The sequence below is a fragment of the Gimesia chilikensis genome (assembly GCF_007744075.1).
Taxonomy (GTDB): Bacteria; Planctomycetota; Planctomycetia; order Planctomycetales; family Planctomycetaceae; genus Gimesia; species Gimesia chilikensis_A.
Window position 1 is genome coordinate 4,999,713 of record NZ_CP036266.1, and the last position, 22,161, is coordinate 5,021,873.

The 22,161-nt window shown below is 52.7% G+C and carries 20 protein-coding genes and 1 pseudogene; 4 read left to right on the forward strand and 17 right to left on the reverse strand.

The window, feature by feature from the left end; genetic code table 11:
• Positions 1-28: 28 nt before the first annotated feature.
• From HG66A1_RS18835 to HG66A1_RS18880, 10 genes and pseudogenes are all read right to left on the reverse strand, one after another.
• Positions 29-1,195: an acyltransferase family protein gene (locus HG66A1_RS18835; protein ID WP_145187394.1), complete on the reverse strand. Its 1,167-nt coding sequence runs from the start codon at positions 1,193-1,195 to the stop codon at positions 29-31.
• 213 nt (positions 1,196-1,408) lie between these two features.
• Positions 1,409-2,149 (reverse strand): annotated as a pseudogene (locus HG66A1_RS18840) (DUF899 domain-containing protein).
• Positions 2,146-2,508 carry a hypothetical protein gene (locus HG66A1_RS18845; RefSeq protein ID WP_145187397.1) on the reverse strand — a complete coding sequence of 121 codons (363 nt, stop codon included), beginning with the start codon at positions 2,506-2,508 and terminating at the stop codon, positions 2,146-2,148. The pseudogene HG66A1_RS18840 and the gene HG66A1_RS18845 overlap by 4 nt, the downstream one beginning before the upstream one ends.
• A 117-nt stretch (positions 2,509-2,625) precedes the next feature.
• The gene (locus HG66A1_RS18850; protein WP_145187400.1) at positions 2,626-3,090 is read right to left on the reverse strand and encodes a hypothetical protein; all 465 of its coding nucleotides are present in this window, start codon (positions 3,088-3,090) and stop codon (positions 2,626-2,628) included.
• Between the two features lie 294 nt (positions 3,091-3,384).
• Positions 3,385-3,936, reverse strand: coding sequence for a DUF2007 domain-containing protein (locus HG66A1_RS18855; RefSeq protein ID WP_145187403.1), 552 nt, complete (start codon positions 3,934-3,936; stop codon positions 3,385-3,387).
• A 21-nt stretch (positions 3,937-3,957) separates the two neighbouring features.
• A complete protein-coding gene (locus tag HG66A1_RS18860; protein WP_145187406.1) occupies positions 3,958-4,659 on the reverse strand; it encodes a family 16 glycoside hydrolase in 702 nt (233 codons plus the stop codon).
• 156 nt (positions 4,660-4,815) lie between these two features.
• Positions 4,816-5,241, reverse strand: coding sequence for a carboxypeptidase regulatory-like domain-containing protein (locus tag HG66A1_RS18865; protein ID WP_145187409.1), 426 nt, complete (start codon positions 5,239-5,241; stop codon positions 4,816-4,818).
• A 123-nt stretch (positions 5,242-5,364) separates the two neighbouring features.
• Entirely contained in the window at positions 5,365-6,375 is a 1,011-nt protein-coding gene (locus HG66A1_RS18870; RefSeq protein WP_145187412.1) for a DUF1559 domain-containing protein, read from the reverse strand.
• A 460-nt stretch (positions 6,376-6,835) separates the two neighbouring features.
• Complete coding sequence (locus HG66A1_RS18875; protein ID WP_145187415.1) at positions 6,836-8,011, reverse strand: ribonuclease inhibitor; 1,176 nt, start codon at positions 8,009-8,011, stop codon at positions 6,836-6,838.
• Between the two features lie 15 nt (positions 8,012-8,026).
• Positions 8,027-9,514, reverse strand: coding sequence for an SDR family NAD(P)-dependent oxidoreductase (locus tag HG66A1_RS18880; protein ID WP_145187418.1), 1,488 nt, complete (start codon positions 9,512-9,514; stop codon positions 8,027-8,029).
• Between the two features lie 443 nt (positions 9,515-9,957).
• Between HG66A1_RS18880 and HG66A1_RS18885 the strand changes: the two genes are divergently transcribed.
• Positions 9,958-11,019, forward strand: coding sequence for a HEAT repeat domain-containing protein (locus HG66A1_RS18885; protein ID WP_197996676.1), 1,062 nt, complete (start codon positions 9,958-9,960; stop codon positions 11,017-11,019).
• Positions 11,020-11,470: 451 nt separating this feature from the next.
• On the opposite strand, the gene HG66A1_RS18890 is transcribed toward HG66A1_RS18885, so the two are convergent.
• Positions 11,471-12,448 carry a linear amide C-N hydrolase gene (locus tag HG66A1_RS18890; RefSeq protein ID WP_145187424.1) on the reverse strand — a complete coding sequence of 326 codons (978 nt, stop codon included), beginning with the start codon at positions 12,446-12,448 and terminating at the stop codon, positions 11,471-11,473.
• Between the two features lie 280 nt (positions 12,449-12,728).
• Positions 12,729-13,016 (reverse strand): hypothetical protein, encoded by a 288-nt coding sequence (locus HG66A1_RS18895; RefSeq protein WP_145187427.1) that lies wholly within the window; start codon positions 13,014-13,016, stop codon positions 12,729-12,731.
• A gap of 323 nt (positions 13,017-13,339) precedes the next feature.
• On the opposite strand from HG66A1_RS18895, the gene HG66A1_RS18900 reads away from it, so the two are divergent.
• The 3 genes from HG66A1_RS18900 to HG66A1_RS18910 all read left to right on the forward strand — a co-directional run bounded on the left by HG66A1_RS18900 (position 13,340) and on the right by HG66A1_RS18910 (position 17,381).
• A complete protein-coding gene (locus HG66A1_RS18900; RefSeq protein ID WP_145187430.1) occupies positions 13,340-13,843 on the forward strand; it encodes a hypothetical protein in 504 nt (167 codons plus the stop codon).
• Positions 13,844-14,019: 176 nt separating this feature from the next.
• Complete coding sequence (locus HG66A1_RS18905) at positions 14,020-14,430, forward strand: BlaI/MecI/CopY family transcriptional regulator (RefSeq protein WP_145187434.1); 411 nt, start codon at positions 14,020-14,022, stop codon at positions 14,428-14,430.
• Positions 14,427-17,381 (forward strand): M56 family metallopeptidase, encoded by a 2,955-nt coding sequence (locus HG66A1_RS18910; RefSeq protein WP_145187437.1) that lies wholly within the window; start codon positions 14,427-14,429, stop codon positions 17,379-17,381. The genes HG66A1_RS18905 and HG66A1_RS18910 overlap by 4 nt, the downstream gene beginning before the upstream one ends.
• 12 nt (positions 17,382-17,393) lie before the next feature.
• Here the strand turns inward: HG66A1_RS18910 and HG66A1_RS18915 are convergent, their stop codons facing one another.
• The 5 genes from HG66A1_RS18915 to HG66A1_RS18935 all read right to left on the reverse strand — a co-directional run bounded on the left by HG66A1_RS18915 (position 17,394) and on the right by HG66A1_RS18935 (position 21,998).
• Complete coding sequence (locus tag HG66A1_RS18915; protein ID WP_145187440.1) at positions 17,394-18,731, reverse strand: anti-phage deoxyguanosine triphosphatase; 1,338 nt, start codon at positions 18,729-18,731, stop codon at positions 17,394-17,396.
• Positions 18,732-18,875: 144 nt separating this feature from the next.
• Positions 18,876-19,742, reverse strand: coding sequence for a DUF1853 family protein (locus HG66A1_RS18920; protein ID WP_197996677.1), 867 nt, complete (start codon positions 19,740-19,742; stop codon positions 18,876-18,878).
• Between the two features lie 117 nt (positions 19,743-19,859).
• Complete coding sequence (locus HG66A1_RS18925; protein ID WP_197996678.1) at positions 19,860-20,963, reverse strand: pilus assembly protein TadG-related protein; 1,104 nt, start codon at positions 20,961-20,963, stop codon at positions 19,860-19,862.
• A gap of 56 nt (positions 20,964-21,019) precedes the next feature.
• Positions 21,020-21,517: a TadE/TadG family type IV pilus assembly protein gene (locus HG66A1_RS18930; protein WP_145187447.1), complete on the reverse strand. Its 498-nt coding sequence runs from the start codon at positions 21,515-21,517 to the stop codon at positions 21,020-21,022.
• A 40-nt stretch (positions 21,518-21,557) separates the two neighbouring features.
• Entirely contained in the window at positions 21,558-21,998 is a 441-nt protein-coding gene (locus HG66A1_RS18935; protein WP_145187450.1) for a TadE/TadG family type IV pilus assembly protein, read from the reverse strand.
• Between the last annotated feature and the right edge of the window lie 163 nt (positions 21,999-22,161).

Genomic DNA, 22,161 nt, shown 5'->3' on the forward strand with positions numbered 1-22,161 from the left:
CCTGCTGAATCGTCAAGTCTGTTGCGTACTATTTTCTCTGCAAACGCAGGCGGGCGGTAGAGGCTCGGGCCAGGTCTGTCACTTTTTCTGCCAGGCGGGCGCCCCAGCCGATCATCGGGCGCTCTACTGCCTGATAGGAAAGCTGGGCCACCACGAAAGTTAAGGGTACTGAAACGACAGCCAGAAGCAGACTCAACAGCAGTGGATAATTCGCAGTGATTTCCGCACTGACCAGATGGAGCAGGCCCCAGGCGAGCCAGTACATAATGATGAAGTGATAGATGTAAAAGGAATACGAAATCTGTCCGAGTTTGTGGACCAGCGGGAAATCCAACAGGCGACTTCCCCAGACCTTGCCGGTTCCTTCCGCCAGGATGGCGATGATCGCGGTCGCTGCCAGGGCTTCGAGCAGGACGGTAAAAAAACGTTCCTGAGGTGCAAACAGGGAACGGGCAGAGAGCAGAGCGATGACACTGACCAGAAACAGGGTGTTGCGGGCGGACGGGGCGACTGACTGTTTCAGTTTTTCGATCAGGATCGGCAGCATCAGTCCCAGGTAGAAGACGAACCCATACAGCAGATAAATAATTCCCGGTAGAATACAGGAAAGTGCCATCAGGACCAGCAGGATGACATAATTCCCTTTCTCTGCGAGTTTTCGACTGAGCAAATAAAAAAGCGGAAAGCCAAACGACATCACCAGTTCTACTTTCAGCGTCCAGGCAATTTGATTGAGGTTTGTCTCCAGCAGGGCATAATTAGCCAGTGCGTTGTTCCAGGTGATATTCTGCTGATACCACTCCTGAAACCAAAGCGACGTATTCGGAAACCGCTGGTAAGTATGGAACCCCATGATGGAGAGTATGATCAGCGTGAGACAGACGAGATACGCGGGATAGATTCGCAAGACGCGTTTCACATAGAACGCCAGATACGTCATCGACTGCCGAGGCTTGCGATCGAGCGACAGTCCCAGGACATAGCCACTCAGAACGAAGAACACCGTCACCGCGGCGCCCCCGTTACAGGGAATCAGCAGCAGCCTGGTAAGGAAGGCCTGGGTCCCCTGCGTTTCCCAGAGTCTGGTCGTCCAGATCATCGGATTCTGATCAACGGCGAACACGATCAGACAGTGACTGAGCGCGACCATCAACGCAGCAATCCCGCGCAGAGATTCCAGTTGTTTAATAAACATTGGTCAAATTCGCCGGCCGTGTCTCAGATGTTCGACTTCAGAAAACTTACGCAGAGAGAGCAGGTGTTGACTCCCAGTGTAAGCTTGTTGCAGGGGGAGTTTCAAAGAGAAAAACGGTAGCGGAACTGATTTCGAACGAAGCAGCCGACATCGGTTGCTGTAAATGCATTGATGTCGGCTGACTTTGCCGGCTGATATTCCTCTTTCTCCCGGTTAACCGTAAGTGGGCTTCTGGGGCCAGCCAGCTGGGGAATCTTCGAATTCTTCCTGGCGACCATAGGGGGTCAGGTCCAGCAGACGAAAGGAATCGGTCAGGCTTTCACATCCCCGGGCGTAGGTCGAATAGGTGTGATAAACATCGTCGCCCACACGGAAAAAGACACTAACCCCGTGCAGTTCGCCTGAGAGGAAAAATGGTTCCGCCTCCTTTCGCTACTGCAGTTCTTTCTGGCTGCGATAGTTATATTCAGGCGGAGCAACGGTTTCGTCGAGTGTGACATGGAAATCGTAGTTGAAGTCACTTTCGAATGAAGAGACCCAGGTGCGGTCCCATCCCTGTTCGGCCTGATATTTCTGAAGTTTTTCCAATGGTGCTCGGGAAACCAGAACGAATGTCGTATCCCGTTTATTGAGCAGAGACAAATCACCGAGACTGTTGACCAGCATGGTACACCCCTGGCAGCCCTGCTCCCAGTCCGGTGCGAACATGAAGTGATAGACGATTAACTGACGACGCCCCGCGAACAGATCGAGCAGACGAAGTTTGCCTTCAGGACCTGCAAACTGATAATCCTTTTCGAGCTTCACCATCGGCAGGCGCCGTCGTTGAGCGTTGACGCGATCCCGGTGCCGGGTAAGTTCTTTTTCTGCTGCCAGTAATTCGAGTCGCTGTGTGAGCCATGCGTCGTGGGTAACCACATCCGGATGTGCCAGCGTCTGTTCGGTTGAGTTCATCGCTTCTCCAGTTCAGGTTGATTGTGATACAGAAGGGTTCTCTCTGTTGTGAGCCGAGTTGCGAACACACGCCGCAACCGTATGAGAATCACTAGAATCAGAACACCAGAGCTGCCCCCAATCAGGAACAGACGCAGCCAGGAGGCCACCGTCAGCGAAAGCCCGACACCGGTCAGCCAGGTAATCCAGGCTGCCAGGCAGAGCGGGCACTTGGGCATCAGAATCAACAGGAATGCCGAAATCAGTGTCATCGAGGCCTGCCGGAACCATGCGAGACGAGACTGCGAAGGTGGATGTTCCACAGCACACGCTGACTGGCGTGAGACACTTTGGCAGCCACAGCTAACGGAGGGCTTCATCGAATGTTCCTTGAAGACAGGGGAGAATGGTGTTCTACCCTGTAGTCGATTGGTACGAGGGGGGATCGACAGGAACTCCGAAATAATTTTCAATTCGAACGAATTTATCAGCTCGATTTAAATATCGGACGGAAAGGGCTTTAGGGCTTCCAGCGGCAGCATCTCCTGCTTTTCCGGTTCCGGATGCGCCTTGAGTACCGTCATAACGAAGGCATAGATTTCGCCGCCTGATTCCGGAGCGGCGACGCGCGGACAGGGAACCATGCAGGTCTGACCGCCGGTTTCGATCCGCAGCTTGAGTTCATCCGGGTCGGTCCAGCGTTTATCTTCTTTTCCGGGCCAGAATTTGGATTCACTGAGCATCTCTTTGAGATTCCAGTTCCCCTGTGCATCAGTGATTGTAGAGGCACACTTCCAATTGCTGAGAAGTAAAGTCACAGTCGCCCCCTGCACGGGCCGTTGCTCTGCCCCGGAAAGTAGTTGACCTTCCAACAGTAATTCGTACGCGATACTGCAGCCCGGCAGGTACAAGACCAGAGTCAACAGTAAGATAGAACGACAGCGCCGGTAAGTCTGTTGCATGCTCATCACCTCAGATCGACAGGACCAATTCCCGGTCTCAGTAATAAAAGTCTCCTCAGCTCACTGATAGAGATCTGATTCAGGTGGGTTCTATTCCACTCAATTTGAGAATTTTAAGACTCAGTTTCTGAAAATGCGCCTTTGAAGAAGTTGTTTCAGTTGAAGAGTCTATTTGCCTGGGGATAGACGAAGATAAACCAGAGACCACTGAGAGAAGCAAACGCGGCGAGTATTGCATACTGGGGTTGAATGTAATCAGGAAAAATCAGCCAGGCCCCCCTCTTCTTCCTGGGATTAATAACCGCGAAAGAACAGGATGTATGACCAGGCCGACAAAACGAAACAGTCCAGCAGAAAACTGATACTTACTTTTTTCTGTTGAGATGGAGTCAACGTAAGACCGGAAAAGAGAATATCCAGCAACAGGAAAAATGAATAGACCTGGATCGGAAAAAAAATGATGCCCAGGACGGCGGCTTTAAAAGCACGATTCACCTCCTGATCCAGGTCTCGCTCAGCAGCCGATTCCTCAACGGAGTCTTGTGCATCGTCTTCCGTAGCTTCATCCTCTTCCCAGCCGTTCTCGAAGCCTTCGACGGTTTTCCAGTCTTCCTCGCTGATGGTCACTGGATCGTGTTCATCGAGTAGTTCAAAAGCGCGATCGGCGTCTTCAGAGGCCACCTGGACCTTAATCCCGCCGAGTGCATTCCCAAGATACCAGGCCATGCCGACGGCCTCTTCGTCTGAGAGATAGACCCGAATTCCCTCCGCTTCCAGCTGGTTGCGGATCAGGCTGGCTTCGGTAGGGGTGCTTGTCGTGGCGATGGTGATGAAGTCATCAGACATGCCCTCTCCTCTCGTGGAAGATTAAGGTACGCGGACTTTGACATTGTCATAATGGATCGACTGTTTGGGGGTGACCAGGCCGATCATGTCTTTGGTGGGATGGGCAATGCCTGGGGAACGGAGGGAGCCAATCAGCTTGCCGTCGATGAAAGCCTGCATCTGGTCCCCTTTGATGCGGACAGTGACGGTGTACCACTCGCCTTTTTTCAGTTTGACCGGGAAGATGGCCTGGGACCGTTCCAGGATCTCCTGTTCGGCTTCGGTCAGTTTTTCTTTATTCTGACGTTTCTTGAAGATCTCATTATTGAAGACGCCGGTCTTGCCGTCACGGAGTGTGACTTTCGTGGGCGAAACCACTACGCGGCAGAGATGGCCTGCGTGTGAGCCTTTGAATTTGTGCTGATTGAAGGTCAGGTTCGTGTAGGGTGAACCCTCGAACTTGAGATCGACGGTGAGTTCGACATCGCTGTAAGGTTCAGTCTTCAACTGATGGACGGCTGCGTGTCCACCCCCTTCGAGTTCGACTCCCTGCAGCACGCCGTCTTTGACGACAGAGGAGCCTTTATAGAGTCGCCACTGCTTGCCGAGTTCGGATTCGGAGAAATCGTCTGAGGCCAGGGTCTGCTGATAATGGTCTCCAGAAATGGCTTCCGGTGCTCCCGCGAAGACCGATACCGGTGCCAGCAGACAGGCCAGAGTGAGCAGATAAGATTGAGCGGACATAATGAGCACCTTTAGGCTAAGCAGAAATGGGATGGATCAGGAAGCCTGCCCTGGTTTTCGAAAAACAGAGCAGTGTTCCGGGAATCCAATGTACTCACCCGTTTCTGGTGCGTCAATTTAATTGTGCGCAACGCGGGTATCCAGCGGGAGACGCTGTTACTTCGAAGTGAGCGGGAAATCGATCTGATTGCTGCCCGATTTGACATCGGCTGTGAGCGTGGTCTGGGTATGATATTTTGCCGGCAGCAGTTCGGCACGTGCCTTCCTGTCTTTACCTTCGCCAGTCTCGTCCGAATAGGCATCCATGGCGGAAGTAATCACGACCTTGTGAGCACCAATCAAGGCCCCGGTGCTGGTGCCCGTGTAAGACAAAGAGTAATTTCCTGCACTGTCGGTTTCTGCGACCGAGGGACGACCTTTTTCAGGCTGAAATGTGATCTGCGCATATTCCAGTGGCTCTCCGTCGAGAGTCACGACTCCTGAAACCTGGCCCAGTTGGGGACCGTCACTGCCGCTGCAGGCACACATTCCACAGGCGATGATCAGGACGCTGAAGATTTTTCCGAGACGATAAACGAACATGTGATAGAACCTTGATGAATCTGAATGAAAAGGTGGCGGGTTCGTCAGCGCGGGGAGCACTGCGAAACGAAAGCGACCGCGGAGCGATAGGCTCCCGGCCGCTTGAGAAAACAGTGGTGCGGATTAATATTCGCCGAGAATGGCGCCATCCGAAATCGAAGAGAGACGTTCGAGTGTGCTGTCGACGACGCCCCCGTTGGTGATGTTCGTATCGATGTTTTCGCTGATGAAGCGAACTGCACCATCGCCCATCAGGAACTGAGCTCCGCCCACGTGCCGGCTGCTGTATCCGCCATTGGCCTGATCGGTTGAGGAGATCGGATTGATTCCGAAATGCGTGGTGCCGGTAATGCTGAGCAGCCCCTGGTTCGCAGCGGTGTTTCCGGAGCAGTTGGTACACGTGGGCCCCAGTCCAAGATTATCGCGGACGGCGAACAGCATGCCCGCATACATGGGATTGCCTGGAATCTGGTAGGCCCGCTCGCCGGCCAGGATTGTGTTGCTCAAGCCGTCGGTCACATCGCGGAAGCGACAATTGCTGTTACCCCAGAAGGCACCGGTGCCTCCCGTGGTGCCATCGAGATAGTTGGTTGCCCGGGTCGCACGGTGATAGGCATTGTTGTTCGAGACAACATAATTAGTGACCGAGACACCAACGTTGGATGTCCGGCTGCCTGAAACAAAATAATCGATTGTGTAGCCGGCTTCCTTATGCGTTGCCGGTCCGGTATCGGAAGGACAGCGAAATACGGGGTAAGTCTGTTGCATGGCCTGAATGTTGTTGCCGAAAGCGTAACTGGCCGGTGTGTTTCCCACCTGGAACGCATTGTAGACCGAAGTTAATTCAATATGGGGGGCGATAAACGCGGACCAGGTCCAGTGGCCTTCATCATCTCCCACATTGGGATCGCGCACATAGGCGGGCGGTAACATCTGGAACGTGGAATGGTAGTTGTGCAGTGCGAGACCGAGCTGCTTCAGATTATTTTTACAGGTACTGCGGCGGGCCGCTTCTCGAGCCTGTTGTACAGCCGGCAGCAGGAGAGCTATCAGAATAGCGATGATGGCAATGACCACCAGCAGTTCGATCAAGGTAAAACCTCGATGTGATCGCGAGCGTCTTGGAATACTCATGAATCAGTCTTTCATTCAACGTAACCAGAAATAAATCGGAACAATACGATAAGTACGCAGCGGGAAAATAACTCGACAGCCAGGAAAGGCGAACGACGCTGGACCGCAGGTCCACGCATCAAGAATGAGCAACCGCCAGAAATCACACTTCCGGGTGATTTCGCCTGTGTCAAATCACAAATGAACACATCCCACTAAGAGCATTCGTATGTAAAGGCGGACACTTACCGATGAAAAAAGAAGTTTCCATCAATTTCCTTTAATTTGTTCTTCATTCTACTCGTAACCTATTATTAATAGTCCACTTAGAGCCATAAACACAATTAGATGGAAATGATGCATTTCTTAACGAGGTTACGAAATGTCGCGGGTTGTAAGCCTGCCTGGTGCAGTCTTTCCCTGGAGTGCTTTGGAGAAGAACAAGCGACCATTTTCCCTCCGGGGTGAGTCATCAGGACAACTACTTGTTCAAAGTTCGATAGATGCTGCGAATGGCGGAGATATCTTCGTCGATCTGGGGCAGGTCAGAATGTTGCCTGCGGTTACGTTCGAGTAACTCGTGAAGCCGGTTTCGTATTGGTGCAGAATTTCCTTTTCCTATTTTAAGCTCGACGAGTTCGTTATTTCGTTCCAGGGCTGCGAGGAGCAAGACTGCCCCTCGATCGCTGATGCGATTGCGCGTCAGGTTTACGCTCTTCAACTTTCGATTGTTTCGGATCAGACGAGCAATTTCTGCTGCCCCCGCATCCCCCAGACGATTGGAGTCTTCTCCCAGAACTCTGGTGGAACGATCATATCCCAAATCGAGTTCAACCAGGTTCGGATGAGATTCCAAAGCCGAGGCGAGAGCAGCTGCTCCCTCCGGTCCGATTCGATTACTGGCCAGGCTCAGCGAATTAAGTCCCTGATTGGAGCGAAGCCCTTGTGCCAGAACCAAGGCTCCCTCATCTCCGAAACGATTGACGCTCAAATAGAGACCGCGCAGTCTTTGATTCTGCTGTAACAGATCAGCCAGTACATCGGCATCTCGCGCACTGATTTCATTTCCGCCCAGATAGAGCAAGCTGATAGATGTGTCGATGGTGGCGAGTGTTCTGACAATCAGCCGTACCCCTTCGCTTCCCAGCTTTGTGTGCACCAGATCTAATGTTCGCAGTTTCTGATTGTGCTTGAGCATCTCTGTAATCTGGCGAGCCCCCTCAACACCAATCGGATTTCGTTTTAACCAGAGTGCCCTGACTGAGGAGCTTTCTGCGATTGCCTGTGCGAGTTCGGTTGCCCCCAATTCATCGATTCGATTACATCCCAGATAAATTGTCTGGAGTGATTCGTTTTCCCGGATCAGTCTTGCCAGAGCCTGCGCACCTGTATTTCCCATGCCGTTGGCGCCCATGAGCAGGTGCCGCGTATGTAAATTCAACTTGACTGCATCAGCTACCAGGGTTGTCCCTTCAGGACCGATGCACTGTTTACAGAGATCGACACGACCATCAGGTAGATGGCTGCCACGCGTGAAGACAATTTGCTCGGTGACCGGTACGTTCGAACGTAAGTGTTCGACAATCGGCAGGATTTCTGCCGGATCGCAGGGAGAGAATTCATTTCCAACGGGGCAATATACGATTTGTTCTTTCATGCAATCCTCTGTTCTTTACCAGCTTGTTTCCCGATAATCTTTGAGAAACTTGCCGAACAGATATTGTTTCTCATTGATGCCAACGAACACAGGATCACAAACACGGGCAGCACCATCAATTTCATCAAGCGGTGGTTGAAAACCATCCTGCTGCATCCGTACCGTTTTCTGATGGGGATACTCGTTTGTGACCCAGCCAGTATCCACACTCGTCATATAGATGCCTCGCTCAGCGAAGCGTTCGCCACTGGTACGGGTCACCATATTCATTCCCGCTTTAGCCATGTTGGTATGCGGGTGAAATCCGGTTTTGGAATCCGTATTCAGTTGCCCTTCCATCGCAGAAACATTGACGATGTAGCGATCTGTGTGCGGGCTGTTTAGCAGCAGAGGCTCCATTTTCTGAATCAACAGAAAGGGGACCAGCGAGTTAACGGCATGCACTTCGAGCAATTCGGTTAAAGAAACATCGCTGAGTTCCTGGATCCAGCTGTTTTTCTCGCGCAGGTCGACCTGCTGACTGTCTGAGTCAAGAAGTCCGGGCGGAAAGACGCCTTCCTCGTTATCAGCATCTTCGGTTTGAACTTTTGTCTGCGAAAGTAGCGAAGCAAAAGCAGGACCATGCGTGAGATTATTTAAGTGATGCGACGTGGTCAGTCGTAACAGGGAGTCCGTAGTTCGATAGACTAAGCTCCGTGCTGCCTTTTCCAATCGTTGAGGCTCTGATTCCAGCTCCCATAAATGTTGAAAGTAGGCGGCAGGGCGCCTGATAGTCTGGGAGGCGTTATTGATCAGGAGATCCAGATGAGAACAATTCGCCTGTAAGTCTTCACAAAGCTGATTGACACTTGCGAGACTGCGAAAATCACTGCCCAGGATCTGTAAACGATCATACCAATCTGCGAAATCCGTTTCAGCAGCATAGCGACGTGCTGTATCGCACGGAAACCGACTCGTCACCCAGACGCGTGCTCCAGAGCGTAACAGTTTCAAGGCAATCTGGAAGCCAATCTTGACGCGTCCGCCGGTCACCACAGCTGTCCGCCCCGTAAGATCAGCGGTCTGTAAACGTTTCCGATAGTTCTCCTGCCCGCAGGATTCGCACATCAGATCATAAAATGAGTGCAGCTTTTGGTACGACTTCTTACAGATATAACAGCGGCGAGAGTGAAACAATGCCGTTTCTGCAACGCTGTCTTGAACAGGATCATCATGGTGCAGATAGCGGCCGTCGTTTTTCTGAGCGCGTTTAGACCGGATTCCGGATGTTTCGATCAGCCGCCTGTCACGTTTTCGGCCGGCCTGCTTCTGAGTCGCTTTCACACGTTTCACAAGCAAGGCAGCCTGTTTCCAGACAGCCTCCTCTGGTGTAGCAGCGTTAAGACAAATGTCTGGTTGCTGTGCGAGTCGCTGTAACACTCGGGCACAGCGCGTCAGGTCTGAATCACTCAACTGATGCAGGAGTGAGTCTTCATTTTCAGTAGTCTGGTTCTGATCTCTCATTTAACAGACTCTCACTAGCTTATTCCGTGAACGATAGCAGATCTTCGTTGACGGAGCAGGTTAGAAGATTAAGGTTGCCCCGGGCAGGACTTACACCTGCATCCCGCAGTTGACGGCTGCGTATCTTATTGACTTAGACCACCGGAGCAGAAGATATTGATTCGACTTCTGAAGAAAAATACCAGGCTGCAAATTCAGTTCACATTATTCAACAAATTGCCCCGGGCGGGATTCACACCCGCATCCCGTATTTGCATTTCGGATCTTAAATTCTTAGAACACCGGAGCAGACTCAATGTAACCGGTTAACACTGGATGGTAAACCAATCAGCAGAGTTCTGATTAACTTAGTGAACCCCCGAACTTTTTCAGTCGTGCTTCTCTCTGTATGATCAGAGAGTGACAATTCACCCTGCCTCCAGGTTCAAGGTATGCTAACCAGAATGACCAATTTGCCGGAAGATGCATCCAAACAAGAGTACCGCTTGAAGTTGCTGCATACCGCACTGACTAATTCAGATTTGCTACAGAGCCACCTGGCAACAGAGGAACTGGAAACCCTCCCCTGCAGTGATTCTGATGCCATGCTGATCTGTAGTTATCTCCAGTCAGATTCGCCTGAAACCCGGGCACGCGCTGCTCATCTCTGCTCCCGACTGTCATTAAATGCTAAGGAACTGGTACCATCACTTCTGTCAGTCATCCAGGATCGTCTCTGGAGCACCCGTGAGTCCGCCGCACTCGCTCTGGCACCGTTCGTTCCAGACGACAATGTTCAGGAAGCGCTGCTGGAGCGAGTCCTGCTTGATAAAAACGAACTCGTCCGGATGGCAGCTCTCTCTGCGTTGAGTGAAACACTCGATCGACAACGTCAAGTGCTAGATGCGCTCCACAATGCGTTGAAAGATTCCCGGCACATCGTGCGAACCCGTGCCGCGAGGGCTCTGGCGAATTTCCACGGTCTGGCCTGTTTCTATTTGGACAGTCTTGCAGAAACCCTGAAAGATTCACACTGGCGAGTCCGTTTAGCCGCAGCAGACACCTTGAAGAGCCTGGGACCTGCTGCGAAAAGGACTCTCCCGGCATTGATACGCAGGCGTTACGATGGTGATCGTCGCGTGCGAATCGCAGCGTTGGAAGCCATTCGAGAAATCTATCCGGGCACTCCACGCCCTCTGCATCGAATTTTCCAATCGCTGTTAGATCGGTTTTACGACGGACGACAGATCCTGCAGAACAGCTTCAAAGCTTACGACTTCCCCAGGGAGGTCGAGTTGCAATTTTCAAATATCTGTGTGCAGCGGATTGATTTATTAACGAACAATCGTCGCGAACTGGTCATTAAGTCCCCACAGGAGACCAATGGTTGGGAGACAGCCTGTGCAGTTGTCAAAGCAACCAGTTTGGCCGGACTGAAATGCAACGAGAATAAGGAATTTACCAAACTGCTCGCCCATCTGGTTGAGATATGGCTGGGGAACAAAAACCTGGAATCATTGAGTTGAACTGTGAAGGGCAGGATTTCTTGATTGAAACTTTGAGCCCCTGACAGTAATCGACATAGTTCCGCAATAAGAGCACCCACTCTTTTCTGGCCGCAGAGCCATATCCCAGGTGGGGCGAACAGACATAAGGTTCATGAAAATCGTACAGGGGAGCATAGATTCGCTCGATCCAGAGATTGTCCGGATGGGAAACATATGGCCCCGCAAATACAGGAATTATGGGCCGGCGTCCCAGGGCTACCATGGGCCCCAGGCTGAGAATGTATACGAGCAGAAACAGCACACTGCTCAGCATCAGGCTTGACAGATACTTCACGCATTTGCGTTTGAATGAGTGTTGTGAATGCATAGGCCTTTCCCCATCTCTGCATCAGAATATCTCACGCGGCAGGTGAGAATCCAGTGCAGATGATGAAATCCAGGGAGAATGTTTAGAGCAGTACATTCTCGATCACAGCGTGGGAACCAGGAACTGGAATGGTTCTGCGGGTTGGAAGCCGTGGGACTGGTCGCCGGCCAGGTCGGGGTTGCCGTCCAGGGTCAGTTTCTGGGCTGGGGCGCCTGCGCTGAAATCAAGCTGGCTCAATCGGATCCAGACCAGTGAGGGACTGGCTGTGTTTTCGAAGAAGTAGACGCGGTTCTTCTGATCGCTCACGGTACGCCAGATGGTTGTGGAGATGTTGGGTTGATCGGGAGTACTGATACCACGGGGGACGCTTACGTTCCGCATCACGCTGAAAACGCTGGCCACCGCTTCGCGGGCATCGGCTGACTGATGACAGGCGTTGATGTAAAAGGATGCCCGGGCAAAGCGATCCGCGGCCCGGTTGGTGCCCGGCAGCATGACCGTGCCGCCGATCTGCTGCCAGTAGCGGTTGAGGGCCAGCTGTTCGTCAAAGATGGGGGAATTGGTCATCACCTGGTGTTCGCGGGCGTGATGGATTCGCAAGCTCCCGTTGATGTATTCCAGGATCGCCGAATCTCCCGTTGGATCGGAGATCGAAAGATGCACGGTGCCTTCGGCGCCATTCGGTGCAACCACGGGGACCACGCGGAATTCTTCCCGGCTCAATTCGTCAACCGCTTCGGCTACGGTGGCAAACTGATCGAGGACGTACTGGGCCCAGGCGGTGATCACCAGGGCCGGCCGTGAGTCGTCTGCCGGGGGGTATTCTGATTCCACCAGGTAGAGCAGATTGGTCACCAGGCCTTTGTCATTCATGCCATCGGCTGTCCCGCCTTCGTAAACGGAGGCCACCAGACTGCCATAGCGACTGGTCCAGGTGATGGAGTGCTCTCCCAGTCCACAATCACGGTCCATACCACGCGGAAAGATCCAGAGGTTGGTGTGCATTTCTTCTTTCCAGTCCATTGTCCGGCCGGTGACGGTCTGGTTTTCCTTACCAAAATAGACGGCGCGTGTGCACATGACTCTCTGTCTTTCTAATAGGGGTCAGCTTTTGCGGGATAACTGACCAGGTCGTATTTCTTAATTCGAACGAAGCATACCAAAGACGACCCAACCGGGGCTAATGCCCTGCGGCTATTTTATCTTTTCTGCAGTCGATGTTCCAGAAAATCAGGTAACTGTACAACATCGGCTACCGTTATTTCTTTCCTGGGTCGTTTTAAAAAAGTCCTCAGTATCACTTTCTGAACGATAAAAAAGCTACCTGGAGAGGACGACTCGATCTGCAGGCTGACTGGTTTTATACTTTACTGAGTTCGTACACATAGAGTATCGGCATGACGAGCAGGAAAAACCAGCCGATCAGGTCCAGCAGTGATGGAGGTGAATCGCGTCGCAGACCTCGCGTCAGGCCGGTGACGGACAACGCCTCCTTATTCCAGATCACGAGCATTCCCGGCAGCGACATCAGGACCGCGAACGTCGCTTCCCAGAGTCTGCTGTCGGAAAACTTGCCGATGGTTGCTCCCAGGATGCCATTGGCGATGACCACCAGCAGCGTAATGATGCGTTCTTTCGTCAGGTTCATCTGCTGATTCTCCTCAGGGGATGCGTGCGACTTTGCAGCGGATCATCTCCATGATACGAAGAATTGACAAAACAGCAAAAGGGCAGCTGTATGAAAATCAAGATATTGGTACTGCTACCAGGTGTTTTAATAAGGCTTCGATTTCCGGGTTCAAAGAGGTCCCTGGATATTCTTCCTGTAGTAAGTGATCGAGATCCAGCTGCGCTCGTGAATCTTAATTGAATAATCCACTACTTTCTCTTTGCAGTGAGTCAGGGAATCTGTCACTATTCAGACAGGCTTACTCATATCCTTTGTAAAATGGAAATCATGCACCTGATCTCATGTCGAAATATCACGATGATAACTCTTACGCCAGCGATCCGGGGGGCGTCTCACTGAGTCGCAGCAAATTAATGACCTTCAAAAAAGAACTGCCTTTTTTCAAGGGGCTCTTTTCCCGCATCCGACATCCAGAGGGATTGCTGGCAGAGCATCTGCGTCTGGGAGACAGCCGGGCTGCGATGGTCATGCCGACTTCGGGCAAGCTGGTGATTGCCGCCTACACAGACGAACTGGATTGCGTGGCTCTGCTGGCCTTTCCCGACCGCGTTGCACACCAATATAAACTGAACCCCGGCGACCGCTTACTGACGGTAAACACGTATTCCCGGGGATCGAATGTTGTGCCCGATCTGGAGCATGGCGAATACAGTCATCGTCGCTATAACAATTTTTTTCCACTGATCGCTGAATTTCTCTCCGAAGACAGTCTGTCGATTGAACATCGCAAGGCACAAATCAGTGAGGATGAGTGGGTCGCGACCTATGTGAAGGGGGAAGAATAACTGAATCGAGAGGGGCAGTTCCTGCGAAACGGAAATCCCTATCTGAGCCAGATCCCTGCCAGTGGTGCCCCCCTCAAACTGGGCCGGTAAATGCGGCATTGCTCGAATCAATCTTCATTTTGACAAATGTCGTTTTTCTTATTGACAAAAAGACATTTGTCGTTATTAATGAAGGCATGAACCAGTCCAAAGAAAAAATCCCGGATGCGGAACGTGATGTCCTGGTCTGCCTGAATCAGTTGGGTGAGGCCACGGTAAAAGAGATCAGCCAGGCGCTGGAGCCGGTGCGGAAGATGGAGCCTTCGTCGGTGATGACGTTGCTCAAGCGGCTAGAGGCCCGCAAGCTGGTGACGAAGCGTAAAGGGGACAAAGGGAAAGCCTTTCTGTTTCGGGCCACCCGTGAGTCGGTGCGGGCGTATCGGCATCTGTTGAACGATCTGTTTCAGGGGGTGTTCGGCGGTGACACGCTGGCTTTCATGTCGTCGTTCTTTGAAACGCGGAAGCCGAGCGAAGAGGAAATCACCCAGTTACAGGAATTGCTGGATGATCTGCGCGAACAGAAACAGAAGCAGGGGGACCAATCATGATCAACTTCTTCCAGCAAATCTCGGAAGCCTGGAGTACATGGATGCTGGCGGCGGGCTGGCAGGCTGCACTGTTGGCGGGATTCGTATTTGTACTATTGCTTCTCCTACGACGCTGGATCAGTGCTCCCTTGCGGTATGCCATCTTACTGGTTGTGCTGCTCAAATTTGCCACTCCACCTTTTCTGACGCTATCGACCGGCTTCTTTTCACAGTCATCGGCAATGCATCAGCAGGTTGTCAGGGTGCCCCCCATCTACAGTGTAGAAACTACTTTGCTTACGGAGGACAATTCTTCTTCTGCTGTGCGCGGCAGAGTGCGGAATTCAGAATCAGCGGAGAATATTCAGGCTCAAGAGACTATCCCTCAACCTGGAGCCTCCCCTGCCCCTGTCGTTCCGAATCATTCTGCGACAGCAAAATTCAGCTGGTCTGCTTTCTGGTTGTGCCTGTATGTCGGTGGCGTTGTTTGTGCCCTGGTCGTTCTCATGCGTCGTTACACGGCGGTGAGGCGGATTGTGCGGTCCAGTGCGCTGCAAGAGAGTGGTACACTGCATGCGGAGATCGCGCGGATCGCCGGTTTATTGAACATGAAAACAACGCCTGCGTTACGTCTCTCCGATGAAACGGACGGTCCCTTTGCCATCGGCACCTGGCATCCGACGATTGTACTCCCTCGCGGGCTGGCAGAAGAATTGCAGGCGGATCAGCTGACGATTGTACTGGCGCATGAACTCGCGCATATCCGCCGCCGGGATCTGCTGCTGGGTTGGTTCGAAACCCTGGTGAGTATCGTGTGGTGGTTTCATCCGGCCCTGTGGTGGTTACGCCGTTCGCTCAGACAGACTCGCGAGGACTGTTGTGATGATCTGCTGCTGGCCAGGGAGCTGGCACAGCCGGAACGGTATTGTGAAACGCTGATCGAGGCGGCGACTCGTCAACACAGCCGACTGGCAGAGCCGCTGGTTCTCGGGTTTGTGCATCGCGAACATCCTACCGCGCGGCGAATCAGGCGGTTGATGGATGCGTCGCTCTTTCGGTCAGATCGCCTGCGATACCCTGCCCTGTTCCTGGTGGTGCTGATTGCCTTGATCATGTTGCCGGGGATTCAACCGGAAAAACAACCGGTTAATTCTACCACGCTGGAGGGGATCGGCGGCTGGAGGAATCTGGCTTTTCAGCTTGATAAAAAAGAAGAAGCGGTCATTGAAGAGTGCAAGCAACTGTCACAGACCTATTTCCATTTGCGAAGCGATAAACGAGTATTCAACGATCCAGAGACGCGTGACAAGCTGACCGCAATTCTGAAACAGAACCCTCAATGTTTCTATGCTCAGTATCTGCTGGGGACGTGGTATCGCCTGCAAGGTAATCGGGAAGAAGCGCAGCGACTGATTCAACAGTCGCTTGAGAAGGCCCCTGTCGTACTGACACAGACCTACAAACTGGGGACGGAAAAACCGGCCGCCGGTATTGAGATCCCTGCTATTTCGATCGAATGCAATCGCGTAAAGGACCACTACCTGGATCCGAGTCTGAAGCTGCAGTATGTCGGTCTGATCACCGATGCCAACGGTACCGTACAACTGCCCGTGTTTGACACCGTTTTTCGTACGAGCAGCCAGTCTTATCCTGAAGGGTATCAGGCCGAGTTTCAGAACCTGGGCTGGTTTGAATCCAAGTCCCGCCAGGGGACCTTGCCCGATGTTCTGGTCTGGAAGACCTGGTCGCGTCCTCGGGACTTCACCCGCACGGCAGCGGAATCGAACTGGCTCAAGGACGCGGCAGGGACCCGCAGCCTGGAACTGGACCTGGATGAAAATCGCTACGCGATCGGGAGTGTCTCTCGCGGACAGGCGGACGGCACGTTCCTCAGCGAAGATGGCAAAGGTCATTCCGTCAAATCGACCAGTGGCCCCTTGCCTGAACTGTCGAATGCCGCTTACATGGACCACGCGCTGATTGAACTGGTGTCTCCGGCCGAGTCGCAGTTTGATCTCGAACAGGTCAACGTGCTGGACTCACAGACGAAGGTTCCTTTAAGGAGTTTTCAATATGGTGCCGGCTTTACCTGGGATGATCCGCGACGATTTCACCTGTTCTCACTGTGGGAGCGGTTGCCCAAGACGATTGATCTGGTGCTGAAGGTCTATAACTACGAGGCGGACCATTTTCGGTACAAGCTTCCGGCCCAGGTGGGAGCGACCATACAACATGCCGGAGCGACGCTGGAAATTAAATACCTGGAGTCCGGCAATCATTTAGGCTGGAGTTCGAATAAAGGCTTTTATGGTGAGGCCCAAAACAAGCGGAATACTTCCGAAACGATCATCGATCTGGTACAGGGAGAAGGCTTTCATGCGACATTATGGGTTGTTTCCAAATCCGGCCGCAGAATCAAGCTGGATCGGGGTGGCTGGTCTTCGGGCAACGTGGGAACTCCCCCGATTCGGATCATGCTGCCCCTGGGCGAGATCGACCATTTTGAACTGTTACCCAATGTCGCTGCCCAGACAATCTACTTTGAGCAACTTCAATTACCGACGCGTGAGACGCCACTGGATCAACAAGTGCCGGAGATTGTCTTTCCGGTCAAGGGGCAGGCCCGGAAGTTTACTTCTCATGTCCTGAGTCCCCTGCTAATCCATTTTGAAAGCCTTCGGGGAAATCTCTATTCAGGAATGAGTTCAAGTGCGCAAACTTTCGAATTCCAGGAACGTGCACCAGCAGATCAGAATCCGGAATTTCAGTCGACGATCAGCTGGTATTATTATGCGAACGTCGAATTGAAACATCGAATCGATGTTGTCGCCACAGACGATGCCAGGAATTCGTCGGGAAGTGGCTCGAATTGCAGTAGCGGCTGGGGAGATGCCGGCTACAGGATCCGTAAGTTACCGCTGGAACAGATCGACTCCGTCCGGATGAAAACACTGTCTCAACCGGCCGACTGAGATGCGATTGCATCAGAGCTGGTCAAACAGCGAACCCGACTGAGGTAGAAACAGGTTACTGTAGAGCCGGCTGGCGTAGACGTCGGTCATGCCTGAGACGTAGTCTGAGAGGATGCGTTTGGAGCCGGTGACTTTGAAGCTTGCGAATTCGTCCGGCTTGAGCAGTCGTTCCGGATTCTCGAGAATTGCTTCGAACAGTTTCTCCACGATCATCTGGCCTTTGAGTTCCAGGATCTGATTCTGACGCTGTTTGATGACGTGCTTGAAAACGAAGTTCTTGAGAATATTCAGAATCGCTGCCGAGTCGGTTGTGAGGCAGGCATTAAAGCGGATCAGTTCATGCTCTCCCGATTCCAGATCGCGGATTTCGATATCGCGGATCAGTCCGCCTACGATATTGCTGATGCCGTGCTTGAGTTGTTTATGCGAACCGGAAAACAATTTCTCGGTATAACGGGTGATGATATCGGCCAGTTCCGTCCCGGAATGATTCGGAAGCTGCTCCATGACTTCGGCTTCCCAGATCCGGTGAGAGACCAGTCCCATGGCGATGGCATCTTCCAGGTCATGCACGCCATAAGCGATGTCGTCGGCCAGTTCCATGATCGACGTATCGAAGGATTTGCGGATCGTTTTGGCGTGCCCGGTCGGATTGGACTTGAGTTCGGTGAGGATTGCGCGATCGGATTCCGAAAAAGGTTTAATGATCCACTCCAGGAGGTCGGCGTCATCGTCGTGAATACATTTAGGCGGTTTGTAAAGGGCGAGTTTCGAACTGGTGTCGCTGTGATTCGCCTGGACCTGGTCGTAGTTGGCGACCTCGGAATGCGTGGCCGGATATTTTAACAATCCCAGCAAAGTACGGCGGGTGAGATCGAGACCATGTTGTTCCGAAAATTCGCCCAGGCGACAGACGATGCGCAGGGTTTGCCCGTTGCCTTCAAAGCCGCCGTCCTGATACATGAATTTGTTGAGTGAGTATTCGCCGCCGTGCCCGTAGGGAGGATGTCCCAGGTCGTGTGCCAGGCAGATCGCCTCGATCAGGCTGTTGGAGGGAATCAGGGTAGAGATCTGATCCCGATGGCCAGAAAACCGCAATTGCGAAGCGATGCTGGCCCCAATCTGTGCCACTTCGAGGGTGTGGGTCAGACGGGTACGGTAGAAGTCGCTGTCCCCCAGTGAGAAGACCTGAGTTTTCGACTGCAGTCGGCGGAACGCGGACGAGTGAATAATCCGGGCTTTATCGCGCAGGAACTGCGATTCGTAATTCTCCGAATCGGGATCGTTAAACGTCTTGCGGGGATAACCTTCTTCGTCCTCCCGTCGGCGTAATATCCAGTGATCTTCCATTATGGTCTCAAGGTCTCTTCTGATTCAGCTGCAGCAGTTTTGTTATCTTACACGGTGCGGGATTATACACAGATCCGGTGCAAATCAGAAGGAAGTGAGTCCGCTGGAACGGAGATGTCTTTTACTTTTCACAAAGCGACTCGATTAATGAATCTGCGGCCAGTGGTCAGGAACGATGAAAGCCCGTTCGCTTTCGAGATAGTATGCGTCGTGTGCGGTTAAGACGCTGATCAGAATCGGGCGTGTTGACTTTTGGAAGTGCTCTCCGAGGTGGTGGTGCAGTTCGTCAAAATCGATCAGAGCAGGATCTGTGCTAATACAGAATGAGGGGGAGAGCCAGTCCGGTTTTTCACGAATGAGGAAACGAGGACTCGCCCCCTGATTTAATAGTCGATCCAGTTCTTTCAAGTGGAGCCAGACCCCCTGGGCATGCTGCGGAGAGAGATGGTCCGGTAACTGCGTGTGACGTTCGTGATCGGGATGATAGAACAGCCAGCCTTTGACGAAGGCCTCTCTCCGGATGACATCCGGGAAATGCTGCTGGCTCAAAGGGAGCTGATGCGCGAACAGTCGTCGCATCTTCCTCTCGAAAGTATCTTTGACATTGGGACCGACAAAGTGGCTACCCGTCGCATTGACCGCGGGGCAATACAGATAGAATTTCACGGCGGTTTCCCAGTGTGTCAGGACGCCCGCTTCGTCTGTGAACAGGAAATCAATTTCGCCGATGGTCTGCTGATTTTCAAACACCTGCTGATGCTGGGCTTTGATATTGACGCCCCGGATCCGCTCCAGCCAGTAGAGAACGAGTCCCTCGAAATATTCGCCAATGCGAAAGCGGGCATAAGGTGCCAGAAACGCTTCCAGTTCCCGCAGGTCGATCTGGTTAAGTGGGGGCAGATCAGGAGGCTGGATCCTCTGTTCCGGCTGCGTAATGAGCGAGGGACTTTCGATGGCCCATTGCAGGTCGCGGAGCGCGCGGGACTGTCTGAATTCAGGTTCCTGATGCATAACACAGACAATAGCGAGCACTGGGAAAAATAAAAAGGGTGGGAGCCCCATGCCCCTCCCAGAAGCATTAAAGCATCCCACCCCGGGCCTCTCATTTCCGGGCTCTCTCGGCCGGGCTTATTCCACCATTGCCGGAGCTGCGAAGGCCCCTTCCACAAGATCCGTAGTAATGCTCAGATCGGTCTGTGGCTTCAACAAGGCATCGTAAAGATGCGACTTCTTGATACGCAGATAAGTATTTTTATCCCCCCCCCAATGCGAGTCGATCACTTCGCAGACCACCCAGCCCACGACGTGGAATTCCACGTGACTGCCACCGCTTTCCGCGGAATCATAAATGGGAATCAGACGTTGCTGTCCTTCGATGGCTTTGATAGCCAGTTTCAGACCGGAGGAGAGCCCGGGGTCACCTGACATAAATAATGGAACCCGACTGTCGATGTATTCATTCGAGGGAATGCGTCCCTGCCCGTGCAGTGCATCCAGGTCATCCTGCCTTAGCCCATTTAGAATCTGATCCCGCATATCGGAGGTACTGTTCAGACTCCCGCCGATATCGAGGGTCCCCCAGTTCCCGGGGATCGTGGCTCCGATATTGTCTTCCAGCCGCCCATCGCCGTAGATGCTCCAGACATCCCCCAACTCGGTGTTATCCCATTCCGACTTGGGAATGGTAAAAGGGAGGACCCCGACGCCTGGTGTCAGCAGGCTGCCCTTCTGCAGGATAGCCGTCGAAGAGGCACGGACGGCGGACTCGTTGATTCCCAGGATACGGGCGAAGAACAACGAGACGGGCGAGTTGGCTGTCTGGTCGAATCTCAATGTCACGCGAACGGTATCGAAGGTGCCCCAGTCCAGAATGGTGAAGTCGTCGTAGACTGAGGAGGGATCATAGCGACCGATTTCGATATCGGAATCGAGGACGACGAAATCGGGAATGTCTTTCAGATTATAGGCGACATACTCGCGAACCCGCGCACGGACTTTTACCAGGTCCTGGTAGCCGTCTGCATCGGGTAAAAGATCCCGTACCGCTGCCAGTACAGCCGCATCCGCAGCACGTTGCAGGTCGGCTCTTTTTTTGAGGAGGTATCCATAGTCAACTGTGAACGCCACCATTCCCAGCAGAGGAACCATCAGTACGGCCGTGAAGACCGCAATTGCGCCTTTGCGATTCCGTCGCTGTCTGTTTTTCGCGATTACAGTCCGATGAACACGCATGTTCTTTTGCCTCTCTACCTGATTTCTACTTATACCTGCTCTGATTTCGCTTGCAGTCATTCACGTCGCATTACGGTGGTGGTCTCGACGGTTCTGGCGTCCAGTCCTGGAAACCCCGTTAACCAGCGGACCGAGTCGTAGCGAAAGATGACCTGAACCGCGACCGGCTCGCCGGACAGCAAGGTTGTCAGATCACCATTTAAAACTGCTGTCAGATCACCTTCGAGCAGTGAGATATTCAGACTGCGGTAAACATTGACCGTTAATGCACTGTCAATTTCTGTAGCCGAGACATGGGGAAACTGCTGGACGAAGTAATTAAAGACAGCAGCCCGAACTTCGGACCGATTGAGAGCCGTATTCTGAGAGGCCTGTCGCGCTCCCGCATACGAGGCGTCGTTGACGACCTGGGCCATATTCACAAACTGACCAGAGTCGATTGCTCCCAGGGTAATCAGCACCAGTAATGGTGCCACCAGGGCACACTCTACTGCTGCGACGCCTTTTCGTTGAGAAGATTTCTGAGCTAAAGCTGTTTTGCGTTGGGTGAGCATGCTTCAGTTCCTCCCGCTGTTTCGATTGTTGAGCGGACGGTCATTCCCGTTTCATCGTCGACTGTCCTCGCAGGACAGACTGATTCAAGAAGCGGGGAACTATCCAGGAAACGTCGGAGTAATTAACTTCGACGGTAGCTGTGATGGTGGTACCAGATTCCAGCCCTTCAAGCTCGGTCGGCTCAAAATTGATGCGGCAGAGGCCGGCATCATTGGCACTGGCGATCGTGGCCTGCATATGATTGCGGATAATGGCTTCCGCGTTAGAAGTGGTAATGGTGCCGACAAGCACGGCTTTCCGGCACCCGGCCCGGGCGGCGTCGGTCAGGGCCTGTTTGACCATACCCATGCGGGTAAATTCAACCAGCCCCATGATCAGCAGAAAGAACAGAGGAGCGACGATGGCCATCTCAACCGAGGCGGCACCAGAACGCTGATGAACATGACGCAATCGTGATTTGATGTGTTGCGTATTCTGCATGATTCTGATTTCTCTGGAATGCTTTATCTATCCAGCATTAAGTTTACCCCATTTTTCAAGATGAGTGTTTTTCTCCTGATTTTCCTGAGAGAATCTGGTGCGATCCCTGTTTGACTCTGCGATTGGATGAATTGTGCGGGATGTCCCGACGAAAAAATGTTTT

Coding starts and splice junctions, on each gene's coding strand:
- HG66A1_RS18915 (WP_145187440.1), bottom strand. CDS start 18,731: ATGGAAGATCACTGGATATTACGCCGACGGGAGGACGAAGAAGGTTAT.
- HG66A1_RS18850 (WP_145187400.1), bottom strand. CDS start 3,090: ATGCAACAGACTTACCGGCGCTGTCGTTCTATCTTACTGTTGACTCTG.
- HG66A1_RS18885 (WP_197996676.1), top strand. CDS start 9,958: ATGACCAATTTGCCGGAAGATGCATCCAAACAAGAGTACCGCTTGAAG.
- HG66A1_RS18900 (WP_145187430.1), top strand. CDS start 13,340: ATGTCGAAATATCACGATGATAACTCTTACGCCAGCGATCCGGGGGGC.
- HG66A1_RS18935 (WP_145187450.1), bottom strand. CDS start 21,998: ATGCAGAATACGCAACACATCAAATCACGATTGCGTCATGTTCATCAG.
- HG66A1_RS18855 (WP_145187403.1), bottom strand. CDS start 3,936: ATGTCTGATGACTTCATCACCATCGCCACGACAAGCACCCCTACCGAA.
- HG66A1_RS18875 (WP_145187415.1), bottom strand. CDS start 8,011: ATGAAAGAACAAATCGTATATTGCCCCGTTGGAAATGAATTCTCTCCC.
- HG66A1_RS18880 (WP_145187418.1), bottom strand. CDS start 9,514: ATGAGAGATCAGAACCAGACTACTGAAAATGAAGACTCACTCCTGCAT.
- HG66A1_RS18920 (WP_197996677.1), bottom strand. CDS start 19,742: ATGCATCAGGAACCTGAATTCAGACAGTCCCGCGCGCTCCGCGACCTG.
- HG66A1_RS18905 (WP_145187434.1), top strand. CDS start 14,020: ATGAACCAGTCCAAAGAAAAAATCCCGGATGCGGAACGTGATGTCCTG.
- HG66A1_RS18835 (WP_145187394.1), bottom strand. CDS start 1,195: ATGTTTATTAAACAACTGGAATCTCTGCGCGGGATTGCTGCGTTGATG.
- HG66A1_RS18895 (WP_145187427.1), bottom strand. CDS start 13,016: ATGAACCTGACGAAAGAACGCATCATTACGCTGCTGGTGGTCATCGCC.
- HG66A1_RS18870 (WP_145187412.1), bottom strand. CDS start 6,375: ATGAGTATTCCAAGACGCTCGCGATCACATCGAGGTTTTACCTTGATC.
- HG66A1_RS18860 (WP_145187406.1), bottom strand. CDS start 4,659: ATGTCCGCTCAATCTTATCTGCTCACTCTGGCCTGTCTGCTGGCACCG.
- HG66A1_RS18865 (WP_145187409.1), bottom strand. CDS start 5,241: ATGTTCGTTTATCGTCTCGGAAAAATCTTCAGCGTCCTGATCATCGCC.
- HG66A1_RS18890 (WP_145187424.1), bottom strand. CDS start 12,448: ATGTGCACACGCGCCGTCTATTTTGGTAAGGAAAACCAGACCGTCACC.
- HG66A1_RS18925 (WP_197996678.1), bottom strand. CDS start 20,963: ATGCGTGTTCATCGGACTGTAATCGCGAAAAACAGACAGCGACGGAAT.
- HG66A1_RS18845 (WP_145187397.1), bottom strand. CDS start 2,508: ATGAAGCCCTCCGTTAGCTGTGGCTGCCAAAGTGTCTCACGCCAGTCA.
- HG66A1_RS18930 (WP_145187447.1), bottom strand. CDS start 21,517: ATGCTCACCCAACGCAAAACAGCTTTAGCTCAGAAATCTTCTCAACGA.
- HG66A1_RS18910 (WP_145187437.1), top strand. CDS start 14,427: ATGATCAACTTCTTCCAGCAAATCTCGGAAGCCTGGAGTACATGGATG.